Raw genomic sequence first — 14584 nt, 5'->3', positions numbered from 1 at the left:
ACGCCTTGCCCTCCCCCTGTCGTCAACAGTGGGCGACGGACAACCGGGTTAAATGTTGTTCATTTTTTAGCCTGTGCCGGCCTCTTCGCGGGTAAACCCGCTCCTACAGGTACCCCACATTTTGAGGCTTGTGGTTTCCCGCGAAGAGGCCGGCACAGGCAACAGAAAATCAGGGCTGGATCTGGTCTTCCAGCTTCATGGTCAGTGCCAGCGTGCTGCCCATCTGCACCGCCCGGTCCCGCCATTCCTGATAGCGCGCTGCATCACGGCTGCTGAAATGCACCGCCAGCTCCTCTGCCGCCTGCACCACCCCCGCCGCTGCCGCCAGCTCCAGCCAGTACAGCGCGGCCTTCAGGTCGGCCTCTACATACAGCCCGTGCATCAGCCGGTAACCCACCTCAAAACGACAGCGTGCTTCACCCCGCTCTGCCCCGCGCATGAACCAGTGGTAGGCCTGAACCAGGTCGACCTGCCAGTCCAGGTCGCCGTCGCACACCTCCTCCTCATACAGGTCGCCCAATGCCGCGGCCGCGTGGAGCATGCCCCGCTCAAAGGCCTGCCGATAGCACTCCGCTGCCTGCACGTAGGAAGGGTCGATGCCTTTGCCAAAGTAATGCTGCTGCCCCAGGTTGAACCAAGCGGCGGCATTGCCTTGCAGGGCCGCCATGCGCAGCAGGTGGCCGGCCAGCACGGTATCGGCACGCCAGTACTTGCCGTTGAGCCAGATCCAGCCGAGGTCGTTGAGTGCCGCCACGCTGCCCAGCAACGCCTGGCGGCGCAGGTCGGCATACACCGCCTGCAGGTCGCTGGCCTCATCCAGGCGGTTGACCAGCATCGAGCGCTGGCTGGGCAGACCCACACCGGCAAACAGCCACTGTCGCCTCCCGACCGGGGCCGGTGGCGCAATGACCCGCTCGGGAAGAAGGCGGGCAAGCAGCGAATGGATATTGCTGGCAGCAGACATGTTCATCCTCATTGAACGACGCACAACCCCAACCTTCGGCTGTGATGAGGCGTGATTCTGCGTGACGTCACGTCAAAACCTGTCGCGAACGAATCGGCACACGGCAACCAAATGCGAGTTCCTTGATCTGAGCAGGCTGTGGCCAATTGCCATACAGCACGCGTGCCGCCATCCTGTTGCGGCAAGCCTAGACAAGGACGTTACATTTTGCCGTTCGCCACCACTCGCGCCACCCTCAGCCGTCAGTGGGCGCTGCTGCGCCAGCTGCCCAACCGCTCCCCCGGCATTACCAGCGCCGAGCTTGTCTGGGGCCTGCGCGATGTCGGCTTCACGGTCAGCAAACGCACTGTCGAGCGCGACCTCAATGAGCTGTCGCTGATATTCCCGCTGGAGCGCAATGACAAGAGCATCCCGTTCGGCTGGCACTGGTCGGCGAGTGCGGTGGGCGAGTTGCGCGGTAACTTCGACTTGCTGACGCACCTACGGGGGGATGCGTTGCAACCGGCGAAGGGTGAGGGGGTGGAGCTGGTGGCACGGATCAGCGATGCACTGGCGCGGCAACTGCGTGTTGCACCGTTGAGCAGCGACATGCAGCTGACGGCGCTGGAGCATGGGCATCGGTTGCGGGCCACGGTGAGTGACGGCTGGCCATTGCGCTGGTGGCTGTTGAGCCATGGGGATGGGTTGGTGGTGGAGCAGCCTGTGGTATTGAGGGAAGAGATTGGCAAGATCCTGAGCAATGCGGCGGCTCAGTACCTGAGTTGATAGCCTGTACTGGCCCTATCGCCGGCAAGCCAGCTCCCACTGGAAAGCCACAAGCCTCACGACCTGTGGAGTACCTGTGGGAGCCAGCTTGCCGGCGATAGGGCCAGTACAGGTCAGCGCTGCATCCCCCAACGCCGCACGGTCAGCCGCTCCAGGGTGTTGAACACTAACCCTTCCACCAGCAAACCAATCAGGATCACCACCGCCAACCCGGCAAATACCTTGTCGGTATACAGCTCGTTGCGGTTCTGGAAGATGTACCAGCCCAGCCCGCCTTTACCGCTGCTGGCGCCAAACACCAGTTCGGCGGCAATCAGGGTGCGCCAGGCAAAGGCCCAGCCGATCTTCAGCCCCGACAGGATCGACGGCAAAGCCGCCGGCACCAGGATGTGCAGCACCAGCCGCAGCCCTTTCAGGCCATAGTTACGGCCCGCCATGCGCAGTGTTTCCGAGACGCCAAGAAAGCCCGCGTAGGTATTCAGCGCCAAAGCCCACAGCACCGAATGCACCAGCACGAAGATCAGGCTATTGTCGCCCAGCCCGAACCACAGCAAGGCCAGCGGCAGCAGGGCAATGGCCGGAAGCGGGTTGAACATCGAGGTCAATGTGCCCAGCAGGTCGCGGCCCAGCTGGGTCGAAACCGCCAGGCTGGTCAGGCCGAATGCCAGGACGATGCCCAGTACATAACCCTTGAGCAGAATCACCAGCGACACGCCAACCTTGGCCGGCAGTTCGCCACTGATCATCCCGTCCCACAGGGCGGCGGCGGTTTGCAAAAAGCCTGGCAACAGCAGGTCGTTGTCCTGATAGCGGGCGACGGCCTCCCACAGCACAGCGATCACCAGCAGGATAACCGCCTTGCGCAGCCAGCCTTGCTGCCACAGGCGCCGGGCCAACGGCAGTTGTCGTTCCAGAGGCACACTGAGCAGGGGCTCCAGCTGCACCTCGTATTCCTGGCGTACAGTTGTAGTGGTCATGGCTGAAGCTCCTGTCAGTAGGCGATGCGAATATCGTTAAAGCCAAGCTCGTCAGGCTGTTGCGGGGTGTCCGCCTCGTCAAACAGCAGACGGTGGATACGCCGGGCACTGGCCTGGAAGTCGCTGCCACCCAGGCTGCCCAGGTCGTACTGATGGCTGTGCACTTCGGCCCGTACCCGCCCCGGGTGCGGCGACAGCAGCAGGATGCGGTTGCCGACCACCAGCGCCTCCTCGATGGAGTGGGTCACGAACAGCAGGGTGAACCGTACTTCCTCCCACAGCAGCAACAGCTCTTCCTGCATCTTGCGCCGGGTCAGCGCATCAAGGGCGGCGAACGGCTCATCCATCAACAAGATCTTCGGCTGTGTGGCCAAGGCCCGGGCAATCGCCACGCGTGCCTTCATGCCACCCGACAAGGTGTGTGGATAGGCATCAGCGAAGGCGGCCAGGCCGACCTTCTCCAGGTAATGCAGTGCCCGCTCTTCGGCTTCGGCGCGCTTGAGCTGGCGCGACACCAGCAGCGGGAACATGACGTTCTGCTTTACCGTTTTCCACGGCGGCAGCTGGTCAAACTCCTGGAACACCACTATGCGGTCGGGGCCCGGACCACGGACAGCCTGGCCCTGCAACAGAATCTGCCCTTCCTGCGGCTGGATGAAACCGGCGACGGCCTTGAGCAAGGTGGACTTGCCGCAGCCTGAGGGGCCAAGTAGCACAAAGCGGTCGGCACGGTCGACTTCGAAGCTGACCTGGTGGGTGGCCCGCACCACGCGTTGCGCGGTGCGGTATTCGAGGCTGAGGTTATCCACCTTGAGCAAAGGCGGCGTTGCGACACGGCTCAGGTTGCTGGCCGTGTGGCCTGGCAATGGGGCGGTCATGATCGATCAGCTCCCTTGCAGCGGGCGTTCATCCTGGAAGAAGTAGTCCTTCCACGATTCCGGCTTATGCTTGATGGCGCCTACCCGATAGAGGAAATCGGCCAGCTTGTAGGTGTTCTTTGGCGTGACGGTGAATTCGTACTGCGGGTTGTCGATCAGCTTGATCAACGCGTCGCGGTCGATCTTGGCCTTGGTCACACGGATGTAGGTGTCGGCGGCAGCTGCCTTGTCTTTCTGGGCGAAGTCTGCGGCTTCGGCCAGGGCGTCAACGAAGGCCTTGTAGGTTTTAGGGTTGTCCTTGCGGAATTTCTCGGTGGCAAACAACAAGGTCGGCGAGTTGGGGCCGAGCAGGTCATAGCTGTTGAGCACCACATGCACGTCCTTGTTGGCCAGTACCTGATCCTGGAACGGCGGGTTGGAGAAGTGCCCGTTCAGCTCGGTACCGCCGGCCAGCAGCGCGGCAGTGGCATCGGGGTGAGGTACGGCGAGGGTGTATTTGTCGAGGCGGTTGTATTCCTTGTCGCCCCACTGCTGGGCGGCGGCATACTGCAGGAAGCGCGACTGCACCGAAACACCGACCGCTGGCACGGCGATGCGATCTTTGTTGGAGATGTCGGCGATGGTCTTCACGTTGGGGTTGCTGCTGACCAGGTAGTACGGGAAGTTGCCCAGCGAGGCCACGGCCTTCACATTCTGCCGACCCTTGGTGCGGTCCCACACCGTAAGCAACGGGCCGACACCCGCGCCGGCGATGTCTACCGAACCGGACAGCAGTGCGTCGTTGATGGCCGAGCCACCCGACAGCTGGGCCCAGTCGACGTCGATTTCGATGCCCTGCTCCTTGCCGTGCTTTTCGATCAGGTGCTGGTCACGCACCACGTTCAGCAGCAGGTAGACGATGCCGAACTGTTCGGCAATGCGGATCTTGCCTTCGGCCTGGGCCACTGCAGGGGCAGCCAGGCTGCCAACGACCAGGCTTGCGCCCAGGCCGATGCTTGCCGCCAGGCGGCTGATGGATTTGCGCATGATGATGTCCTCAGTCGTCAGAACGGGGCGTCGCCCTGGATGGTGGTGCGGTACAGCTTGCGGCGCAGGTGTGCGGGGCAGCCGGCGGCCAGGTGGATCAACGAGCGGTTGTCCCAGAACACCAGGTCATGGGGCTGCCATTGGTGGCGGTAGATGTTCTGCTCCAGCACGCTCAGTGCGTACAGCTGTTGCAGCACGTCGCGGCTTTCATCGTCTGGCAGGCCGACGATGCGGGTGGTGAAGCCTTCACTGACAAACAGCGCCTTGCGGCCGTTCTCCGGGTGGGTGCGGACCACCGGGTGGATAACTTCCTGTACCTGCGCCAATTGCTCGGCGGTCAGGTTCGGGCGCCAGTTACCTTCAAATTTGGTTTCGGCGTAACGGGCGGTATAGGAGTGGGCAGCACTGCGGCCCTCGACCACTTTGCGCAGGGCGTCGGGTACGGCGTCCCAGGCTTTGTGCATGTCGGCGAACAGCGTATCGCCGCCTTCGCTTGGCAGTTCCTGGGCATGCAGCATGGAACCGAGGCTGGGCAGCGCTTTGTATGAAAGGTCGGAGTGCCAGAACTTGCCAGCATCACCCAGGCCGATGTTCTGACCGTTTTCGATGATGTTGGAAACGATCAGGATCTCGGGATGGCCTGCCAGCAGGAACTGCTTGAGCACATGGATCTGCAACTCACCAAAGCGGCGGCTGAAGGCAATCTGCTGTTCCGGGCTGATGCGCTGGTCGCGGAACACCAGCACATGGTGGTCGAGGTGGGCGCGATGGATACGGGCGAAATCCTCGGCGTTGACCGGTTTGGCCAGGTCCAGGCCGATGATCTCGGCGCCTACGGCACCGGAGAACGGGCGGATTTCGAAAACTTGCGGCTGGGCGCTGTCGATGGTCGACAAGGCGTTCGAGGCGGCTGACATTTATCACTCCCACGCAGTGCGCGACTTCAATGGCGCGCAACGATCAGAAACGCACGGGGATTTCCCGTGTGGGTTCAAGTCGTGCGGCGCATCGATTGGTCGACGGGTACGCAGTGGATGTGACTATAAAGTCATAAGCGCGATATTTTAAATACCTTTAAAGCATAACCATATCACTGTCGCCGGGGCTGCCCTGCTGTCAGATCAGCCCACCCTGCTCTTCTTCGTCGATCAGGTTGTTAAGGCTGCTGAGCGCCTTGCGCGCGGTGGAGCGGTTGAGCAGCTTGGCCTGTGCGCCGGCGGGCAGGTCGGTGATCTTGAACACCCCCTTGGCGGTCAGCACGTCGATGAGGTCCTCGAGCACGCGGATCATGTCCAGGTCACTTTGCTTGAGCTGGTTGAGGCTGTTTTCCACGGCGTCATCGGCAAACCATTCCTGGATATCGGCATGGTCGGCGGGGAGCATTTCGGTGAACTGGTCAAAAGCAGCTGCTTCTACCCGCAGCAACTGGCCAGCGGCGTCGCGTTGCACGTAGAACATGGCGGTGTCCCTCGTCACGTTGGTTCCTTGTTGGTAGACAGCAGCATAGGCAAAGATCGCCGGGCGCGCAGGCCCGGCGCAAGAGTATGCGCTGTCAGCAGATGGCAGGAAAGACCCGTGTGGGAGCGGCCTTTGTGTCGCGAAAGGGCCGCGTAGCGGCCCTGTAGCGCATCAGCTGTCTTTGTTGTGGATGATGATGGTCGGGTCAGCACCGCTGATCAACGAGTTGACCGTGGTGTTGGACCAGTTCACCCCTTCAAGCTTGATGGTCACATCGGCATTTGCCAGACCGCCAGCATCGTTGAGCTTGCCTTCGCTGCTGACCTGCAACGTGGTCGTGCCTTCCACGGTGGTGAGTTTCAGGTAGTTGTCGATCGTGCTGCCCTTCTCACCTTGCAGCAGATCGCTCAAGTCGATCTTGTCTTTCTCGCCTACCTTGAAGTCCTTGATCACGTCGTTGCCGTAATCGCCCGCCTTCCACACGAAGGTGTCGGCACCGCTGCCACCGATCAGGATATCGTCGCCGTGGCCACCGATCAGGGTGTCATTGCCAGTACCGCCCAGCAGGATGTCGTTACCCCTGCCACCATCGAGCGTGTCGTTACCACCTTGGCCGAAGAGGATGTCGTTGCCGTTGCCGCCGGACAAGAAGTCCTTGCCGTCGTTGGCACCGGAGATATCGAACTCGGTGTAATGCTCGGTGATGTACTGGTGCACGTTGCTGGTGGTAACAGCACTGGCTTCGACACCGCTTTTCTGCGCAACGTAGGTCTGCAGGGCCTGATACCCCTCGCTGACGACACCATTGAGGGTGATCAGGTCACCGAAGATGATGTCGTTGCCGTTGCCGCCATCGATGGTGTCTGCACCTGGCAAGATCGCCTCGGAGTGGCCCAGAATCGCCTTGGCCAGGTCGGCCGGGTCGATGTTGGCCTGTGGCTTGCCAGCAGTGTCATAGGCTGTCAGGTCGCTGAGCGAGACATCGCTGTTCAGGCCAATCGCCTGCACCTTGCTCAGACCGGTATCTTTGCCACCAAGTACGGCAAAGCTCGCAGTGGAACCTGCCGCTGAGTAGTAATAGTTCCAGGCGTCAGCGTAGCCAGTACCCGCCAGGTCGGAGGTCTCGTAGGTACCATCACCTTGGGCATGGATCGTCCCGATCTCCTTGGTCGAGTCGAGCCTGCCATTACTCCTGTAGGTAGAGACGGTGATGAGCCCGTTACTGCTGATCTCAACCTTGTGCGTACTGTCGGCCCAGGCACTGAAGGTGTCGCCAATCTTGTAATTGTTGACGTTGACCACGTCATCCAGATACTTGCCATTGGTCCATAGGCGAGGGTTGGTGCTTTCCCCGTTCTGGTAGTAAGTCGGCTTGCCATCAGTGATGAAGTAGGTGAGGTTCTCCGCACCAGAATTGCTCAAGGCCACAGTGCTCTTGAAGAAGTTGGACGTGGTCTTGAACGCGTCTTCGTAGTTGGTACCACCGCCGTAGCGAGAACCGCCCACCATCGAGTCCAGTACCGTCTGCAACTTGCTCAGGGCATCGGTATCGTTCAGGTTCACCGTCACGTTCTTGTTGACCTGGGTGTCGAAGTCGACCAAGAAGATGTTCACGGTACCGGAGGAGTCGGAGCCCAGGCTCGCTTTCAGCGTCTGGAACACGGACGCCAGCTGGGCCTTGGCCGTGGCAACAGACTGGTCACTCATACTGCCCGAGCTGTCGACCATGAAGGCAATGTTGTAGTTCTTGCCCTGGACCACGTTCAGGCCCGACACGTCGGCGACGATGATGTCGTTGCCTTCGCTGCCGGTCATGGTGTCGTTGCCCGAAGTACCCACGCTGGCCTTGTAGGTTGCGCCGTACACCGTCACCGGGATGTTGCCGGTGGTGATGGCCGAACCGCCCAGGCTTTCGGTGGCAGTCGAGGTGACCGTGATGTCGAACGAGCCTTTGTAGTAGGCCGGCGGCGTCAGGGTCAGGCCGCTGAGTTTCCAACCGGTTACATCCACCGGTGCGCTGCCTACCGTGACCGTGTGGCCTGCACCATCGCTGAGTACAGTGCCTTTCGGGATGCCGCTGAGGCTAACGTTCAGGGTTTCGGAGCCATCGGTGTCGGTCAGGGCAGTATTGATACCAACCAGTTTCACCGAGCCACCTTCCGGCCCTTCGTTTAGTTTGTAGCCGTCGTAGTAGCTCTGACCATTCACGGTGTGCAGGTCGGACACGCCCAGGCCAGCGTTGGCCATCTCGGTCACGTTCTGATACATCTTGATGTTCGAGCTGCTCAGGTCCGTGGCCGCACCCGAGCCTACCTGGATGTTCAGGTCATAGCTGCCTGGACCAGACTGGTTGGCATGGTAGACCTCGATCGGGTAGTAGCCACTGGTGTTCGGGGTGAAGGTACCCGAAACCTGGCCACCGGCACCCCAGGTAGCCGTGACCACAGTCTTGCCACCAATGGTGACCACGAAGCTGTCGTCGGCGGTACCGCTGAAGGTGTAGGTCTTGCCGGCTTCCAGGTAGATCAGGCCCGACGTTTTCGAGCCGGTGCCAGCAGTGACGCTGCCATCGGACTGCACGTTGGTAGTAGTGCTGCTGGAGTTGGCGTTGCCAGAGTTGGCAAATACCGTCTTCAGGTCCTCGCCGGTAATGCCATTGCCACCAGTACCCAGGCCTTTGAGGCTGGTCCAGACTTCCTTGGTCAGGCCTTTGGAGTCGATATCGGCGCTGCCGAAGCTCAGCGTCGGTTTGTCGGCTACCGGACTGATGTCGACCTTCATGGTCACTTCTGTGCCCAGGTTGGTGCCATCGTTCGGCTTGTACCTGAACTGTGCGTAGTCGGCCTTCTGGTTACCCACGCCATTGCCACCGTAGTTATCCGAGCCCGACTGGTTGAGAAGCGGAACGAACTTCAGGTTCTTGGCGATGATGTCAGCTTGGCTCACCACCTGGCCAACGGTCACATTCACCCAGGCAGTACCGTTGAAGAACTGCAGGCTGCCTGCGCCGGGGATAGAGGTAATGGTCACCGACAGACCGGTGTTGCCATCGGCATCGGTGACTTTGAAATCACTCCAGGCGAACACGTAGTCGGTGTCTTCCACGCCAAACACCGCGCCACCAGGCGAAACTGGCAGGTGGTCGTTGTCGAGGATGGTGGTAGTCACGCTCGATTTGCTGCTATCCACCTGCAGGTTCTCGAAGTTGCCACCGGTGGCAGTTTCGATTTTCACCACGAAGTTCTCGGTACCTTCGACCAGCTTGTCGTCGATGGTAGCGATGTTGAACGTGGTGCCTGTGCTGTTGGCCGGGATCTTCACGGTGGTGACACCGGTGAAGTCCTCACCGTTTTTGGCGGTGCCGCTGTAGCTGAGGGTGATCGTGACTTCGGCCTTGGAGGCGTTGCTCAGGGTCAGCGTGTACTGGCCGGTTTCGCCCTCGGTCAGCGAACCGGTGCCGGTGATGCCGACCGTGGTGACGTCACCTTGGTTGCCGGTGCCCGGGGTACCCGAGCCTGGCTCGTCGGTGACGGCGGTGCTGACCGGGGTCTTGTCCAGGGTCAGTTGCTCGAACTTGCCGACATCAGTGCCGCTGACCGAAGCGATCGACTTGATCACAGGGTCGTTTGCACCGACGTAGACGTTGTCCGGGGCAGCCACGGTGGCAGTACCCACGGTGCCGTTGGCCGGCACGGTGATGGTGGTCTTGCCATCGTTCAGGGTGAATGTCAGCGCCGAGTGGTTGTTGATCGGCAGGCCATCTTTGTTGGTCAGCGTCACGGTGTAGGTGATCACGCCACCTTCGGTGACCGACGGGGTCGCAGTAAGTTTCGCGATGACTTCGTCGGTGGTGTCGGTGACGTTGACCTTCGCCGCGTCGCCCAACTGCAGGTTCTCGAAGGTACGGCCGCCGATGTCGGCTGCCGACTTGATACCCAGGCTGATTTCACCGGCGTCTTTGTAGACGTCGTCGCCTTGGGCAGCGTGCTCGTAGGGCGCGCTGGTTTGGCCGGCCTTGATGGTGACTTGAGCGTTGTTGCTCAGGGTCACGACCAGGTCGTTGGCCAAGGCGGTGTTGATGTGCACGGTGAAGGTCGGTTTGACGTTCTCGGCTACCGAGGTCTGGTCGGCGGTGATGGTCACCAGCACCAGGTCGCCCTGGTTGCCAGTGCCCGGAGTACCCGAACCTGGCTCGTCGGTGACGGCGGTGCTGACCGGGGTCTTGTCCAGCGTCAGCTGCTCGAACTTGCCGACATCCACGCCGGTGACCGACTGGATGGCCTTCACGACCGGAGCGTTGGTGCCGGTGTAGACGTTGTCCGGAGCCGTGACAGTGGCAGTGCCGGTTGTACCGTTAGCCGGGATGGTGATGGTGGTTTTGCCATCGTCCAGGGTAAAGGTCAGCGCACCGTGCTTGTCGATCGGCAGGCCGTCTTTGTTGGTCAGCGTCACGGTGTAGGTGATCACGCCACCTTCGGTTACCGATGGGGTCGCGGTCAGTTTTGCCACGACTTCGTCGGTGGTGTCGGTGACGTTGACCTTCGCCGCGTCGCCCAGCTGCAGGTTCTCGAAGGTACGGCCGCCGATGTCGGCTGCCGACTTGATACCCAGGCTGATTTCACCGGCGTCGTTGTAGACGTCGTCGCCTTGGGCAGCGTGCTCGTAGGGCGCGCTGGTTTGGCCGGCCTTGATGGTGACTTGAGCGTTGTTGCTCAGGGTCACGACCAGGTCGTTGGCCAAGGCGGTGTTGATGTGCACGGTGAAGGTCGGTTTGACGTTCTCGGCCACCGAGGTCTGGTCGGCGGTGATGGTCACCAGCACCAGGTCGCCCTGGTTGCCAGTGCCCGGAGTGCCCGAACCTGGCTCGTCGGTGACGGCGGTGCTGACCGGGGTCTTGTCCAGCGTCAGCTGCTCGAACTTGCCGACATCCGCGCCGGTGACCGACTGGATGGCCTTCACGACCGGAGCGTTAGTGCCGGTATAGACGTTGTCCGGAGCCGTGACAGTGGCAGTGCCGGTTGTACCGTTAGCCGGGATGGTGATGGTGGTTTTGCCATCGTCCAGGGTAAAGGTCAGCGCACCGTGCTTGTCGATCGGCAGGCCGTCTTTGTTGGTCAGCGTCACGGTGTAGGTGATCACGCCACCTTCGGTTACCGATGGGGTCGCGGTCAGTTTTGCCACGACTTCGTCGGTGGTGTCGGTGACATTGACCTTCGCCGCGTCGCCCAGCTGCAGGTTCTCGAAGGTACGGCCGCCGATGTCGGCTGCCGACTTGATACCCAGGCTGATTTCACCGGAGTCTTTGTAGACGTCGTCGCCTTGGGCAGCGTGCTCGTAGGGCGCGCTGGTTTGGCCGGCCTTGATGGTGACTTGAGCGTTGTTGCTCAGGGTCACGACCAGGTCGTTGGCCAAGGCGGTGTTGATGTGCACGGTGAACGTCGGTTTGACGTTCTCGGCTACCGAGGTCTGGTCGGCGGTGATGGTCACCAGCACCAGGTCGCCCTGGTTGCCGGTGCCCGGAGTGCCCGAACCTGGCTCGTCGGTGACGGCGGTGCTGACCGGGGTTTTATCCAGAGTCAGCTGCTCGAACTTGCCGACGTCAGCGCCGGTGACCGACTGGATAGCCTTCACGACCGGAGCGTTGGTGCCGGTGTAGACGTTGTCCGGAGCCGTGACAGTGGCAGTGCCGGTTGTACCGTTAGCCGGGATGGTGATGGTGGTTTTGCCATCGTCCAGGGTAAAGGTCAGCGCACCGTGCTTGTCGATCGGCAGGCCGTCTTTGTTGGTCAGCGTCACGGTGTAGGTGATCACGCCACCTTCGGTTACCGATGGGGTCGCGGTCAGTTTTGCCACGACTTCGTCGGTGGTGTCGGTGACGTTGACCTTCGCCGCGTCGCCCAGCTGCAGGTTCTCGAAGGTACGGCCGCCGATGTCGGCTGCCGACTTGATACCCAGGCTGATTTCACCGGAGTCTTTGTAGACGTCGTCGCCTTGGGCAGCGTGCTCGTAGGGCGCGCTGGTTTGGCCCGCCTTGATGGTGACTTGAGCGTTGTTGCTCAGGGTCACGACCAGGTCGTTGGCCAGGGCGGTGTTGATGTGCACGGTGAACGTCGGTTTGACGTTCTCGGCTACCGAGGTCTGGTCGGCGGTGATGGTCACCAGCACCAGGTCGCCCTGGTTGCCGGTGCCCGGAGTGCCCGAACCTGGCTCGTCGGTGACGGCGGTGCTGACCGGGGTTTTATCCAGAGTCAGCTGCTCGAACTTGCCGACGTCAGCGCCGGTGACCGACTGGATAGCCTTCACGACCGGAGCGTTGGTGCCGGTGTAGACGTTGTCCGGAGCCGTGACAGTGGCAGTGCCGGTTGTACCGTTAGCCGGGATGGTGATGGTGGTTTTGCCATCGTCCAGGGTAAAGGTCAGCGCACCGTGCTTGTCGATCGGCAGGCCGTCTTTGTTGGTCAGCGTCACGGTGTAGGTGATCACGCCACCTTCGGTGACCGACGAGGTCGCAGTCAGTTTCGCGATGACTTCGTCGTTGGTGTCGGTGACATTGACCTTCGCCGCGTCGCCCAGCTGCAGGTTCTCGAAGGTACGGCCGCCGATGTCGGCTGCCGACTTGATACCCAGGCTGATTTCGCCGGCGTCTTTGTAGACGTCGTCGCCTTGTGCCGCGTGCTCGTAGGGCGCGCTGGTGTCGCCGGCCTTGATGGTGACCTGGGCATTGTTGCTCAGGGTCACGACCAGGTCGTGGTCGAGCGGCTGGTTGATGTGCACGGTGAAGGTCGGTTTGACGTTTTCCGCCACAGAGGTCTGATCAGCCGTGATGGTGACCTTGACTAGGTCGCCTTCGTTGTTGCCGCCTGGGTTGCCCGGAGTGCCTGGCTCGTCAGTGACCTGAGTGCTGACCGGGGTTTTGTCCAGGGTCAGTTGCTCGAACTTGCCAACATCAGCGCCAGCAACGGTCGCAATCGAGTTGACCACCGCTGGGTTGCTGCCGACGTAGACGTTGTCCGGAGCAGTCACGGTGCTCGAACCGCTGGTGCCATTGGCCGGTACGGTGATGACGGTCTTGCCGTCGCTCAGCGTGAAGGTCAGCGCGCCGTGGTTATTGATCGGCAGACCGTCTTTGTTGGTCAGCGTGATGGTGTAGGTGATCTCGCCGCCTTCGGTAACCGAAGGGGTGGCGGTCAGCTTGGCCACAACTTCGTCGGTGGTGTCGGTCACTTGAACGGTAGCGGCACCGCCCAGTTGCAGGTTCTCGAAGGTAGCGCCGGTGGCGTCTACCGCCGAATTGATGCCCAAGCTGATCTGGCCAGCGTCGTTGTAAACGTCATCACCTTGTGCAGCGTGCTCGTACGGCGCGCTGGTGTCGCCGGCCTTGATGGTGACCTGAGCGTTGTTGCTCAGGGTCACGACCAGGTCGTGGTCCAGTGGCTGGTTGATGTGCACGGTGAACGTCGGTTTGACGTTTTCCGCCACCGAGGTCTGATCGGCGGTGATGGTGACCTGCACCAGGTCGCCTTGGTTGCCAGTGCCCGGAGTACCCGAACCTGGTTCGTCGGTGACAGTGGTGCTCACCGGAGTCTTGTCCAGGGTCAGCTGCTCGAACTTGCCGACATCAGCGCCAGCAACGGTCGCAATCGAGTTGACCACCGCTGGGTTGCTGCCGACGTAGACGTTGTCCGGAGCAGTCACGGTGCTCGAACCGCTGGTGCCATTGGCCGGTACGGTGATGACGGTCTTGCCGTCGCTCAGCGTGAAGGTCAGCGCGCCGTGGTTATTGATCGGCAGACCGTCTTTGTTGGTCAGCGTGATGGTGTAGGTGATCTCGCCGCCTTCGGTAACCGAAGGGGTGGCGGTCAGCTTGGCCACAACTTCGTCGGTGGTGTCGGTCACTTGAACGGTAGCGGCACCGCCCAGTTGCAGGTTCTCGAAGGTAGCGCCGGTGGCGTCTACCGCCGAATTGATGCCCAGGCTGATCTGGCCAGCGTCGTTGTAAACGTCATCACCTTGTGCAGCGTGCTCGTACGGCGCGCTGGTGTCGCCGGCCTTGATGGTGACCTGAGCGTTGTTGCTCAGGGTCACGACCAGGTCGTGGTCCAGTGGCTGGTTGATGTGCACGGTGAACGTCGGTTTGACGTTTTCCGCCACCGAGGTCTGATCGGCGGTGATGGTGACCTGCACCAGGTCGCCTTGGTTGCCAGTGCCCGGAGTACCCGAACCTGGTTCGTCGGTGACAGTGGTGCTCACCGGAGTCTTGTCCAGGGTCAGCTGCTCGAACTTGCCGACATCCGCGCCCGTAACAGTCGCGATCGACTGTACTACCGGGGTGTTGCTGCCAACGTAGACGTTGTCCGGAGCAGTCACGCTGATCGAACCGCTGGTGCCATTGGCCGGTACGGTGATGACGGTCTTGCCGTCGCTCAGCGTGAAGGTCAGCGCGCCATGGTTGTTGATCGGCAGACCGTCTTTGTTGGTCAGCGTGATGGTGTAGGTGATCTCGCCGCCTTCGGTCA

8 protein-coding genes (1 of these 8 only partly in view) are annotated in these 14584 nt (G+C 61.4%); 1 reads left to right on the top strand and 7 read right to left on the bottom strand.

Features of this window, described 5'->3' with window-relative positions; genetic code table 11:
- Positions 1 to 169: 169 nt before the first annotated feature.
- Positions 170 to 964, bottom strand: a complete 795-nt coding sequence (locus MRBLPB4O_RS00700; RefSeq protein WP_341797253.1) for a tetratricopeptide repeat protein — start codon at positions 962 to 964, stop codon at positions 170 to 172.
- Positions 965 to 1171: 207 nt separating this feature from the next.
- On the opposite strand from MRBLPB4O_RS00700, the gene MRBLPB4O_RS00695 reads away from it, so the two are divergent.
- Complete coding sequence (locus MRBLPB4O_RS00695) at positions 1172 to 1729, top strand: WYL domain-containing protein (protein WP_063426220.1); 558 nt, start codon at positions 1172 to 1174, stop codon at positions 1727 to 1729.
- Positions 1730 to 1842: 113 nt separating this feature from the next.
- On the opposite strand, the gene MRBLPB4O_RS00690 is transcribed toward MRBLPB4O_RS00695, so the two are convergent.
- The 6 genes from MRBLPB4O_RS00690 to MRBLPB4O_RS00665 all read right to left on the bottom strand — a co-directional run.
- Entirely contained in the window at positions 1843 to 2706 is an 864-nt protein-coding gene (locus tag MRBLPB4O_RS00690; RefSeq protein WP_341797252.1) for an ABC transporter permease, read from the bottom strand.
- A 14-nt stretch (positions 2707 to 2720) separates the two neighbouring features.
- Positions 2721 to 3584 carry an ABC transporter ATP-binding protein gene (locus MRBLPB4O_RS00685; protein WP_341797251.1) on the bottom strand — a complete coding sequence of 288 codons (864 nt, stop codon included), beginning with the start codon at positions 3582 to 3584 and terminating at the stop codon, positions 2721 to 2723.
- A 6-nt stretch (positions 3585 to 3590) separates the two neighbouring features.
- Complete coding sequence (locus MRBLPB4O_RS00680) at positions 3591 to 4610, bottom strand: ABC transporter substrate-binding protein (RefSeq protein WP_341797250.1); 1020 nt, start codon at positions 4608 to 4610, stop codon at positions 3591 to 3593.
- Between the two features lie 17 nt (positions 4611 to 4627).
- Positions 4628 to 5527: a TauD/TfdA family dioxygenase gene (locus tag MRBLPB4O_RS00675; protein ID WP_338745735.1), complete on the bottom strand. Its 900-nt coding sequence runs from the start codon at positions 5525 to 5527 to the stop codon at positions 4628 to 4630.
- Between the two features lie 199 nt (positions 5528 to 5726).
- Positions 5727 to 6068 carry a tryptophan synthase subunit beta gene (locus MRBLPB4O_RS00670; RefSeq protein ID WP_341798848.1) on the bottom strand — a complete coding sequence of 114 codons (342 nt, stop codon included), beginning with the start codon at positions 6066 to 6068 and terminating at the stop codon, positions 5727 to 5729.
- A gap of 171 nt (positions 6069 to 6239) precedes the next feature.
- A protein-coding gene (locus tag MRBLPB4O_RS00665; RefSeq protein ID WP_341797249.1) for an immunoglobulin-like domain-containing protein crosses the window boundary here: on the bottom strand, positions 6240 to 14584 show its end. The gene runs 20161 nt beyond the window's last position; the window shows 8345 of its 28506 coding nt (coding positions 20162-28506); its start codon lies off the right edge, out of view — the gene reads right to left on this strand; the stop codon is at positions 6240 to 6242.

The sequence above is a fragment of the Pseudomonas sp. LPB4.O genome (assembly GCF_038383825.1).
GTDB lineage: Bacteria > Pseudomonadota > Gammaproteobacteria > Pseudomonadales > Pseudomonadaceae > Aquipseudomonas > Aquipseudomonas putida.
Note: the sequence above shows the minus strand (reverse complement) of the source record. Positions and strands in the feature narration are given on the sequence as shown.

Excerpts from the sequence above, each read along its gene's own strand:
- MRBLPB4O_RS00675 (WP_338745735.1), bottom strand. The coding sequence starts at position 5,527 with ATGTCAGCCGCCTCGAACGCCTTGTCGACCATCGACAGCGCCCAGCCG.
- MRBLPB4O_RS00700 (WP_341797253.1), bottom strand. The coding sequence starts at position 964 with ATGTCTGCTGCCAGCAATATCCATTCGCTGCTTGCCCGCCTTCTTCCC.
- MRBLPB4O_RS00690 (WP_341797252.1), bottom strand. The coding sequence starts at position 2,706 with ATGACCACTACAACTGTACGCCAGGAATACGAGGTGCAGCTGGAGCCC.
- MRBLPB4O_RS00670 (WP_341798848.1), bottom strand. The coding sequence starts at position 6,068 with ATGTTCTACGTGCAACGCGACGCCGCTGGCCAGTTGCTGCGGGTAGAA.
- MRBLPB4O_RS00680 (WP_341797250.1), bottom strand. The coding sequence starts at position 4,610 with ATGCGCAAATCCATCAGCCGCCTGGCGGCAAGCATCGGCCTGGGCGCA.
- MRBLPB4O_RS00685 (WP_341797251.1), bottom strand. The coding sequence starts at position 3,584 with ATGACCGCCCCATTGCCAGGCCACACGGCCAGCAACCTGAGCCGTGTC.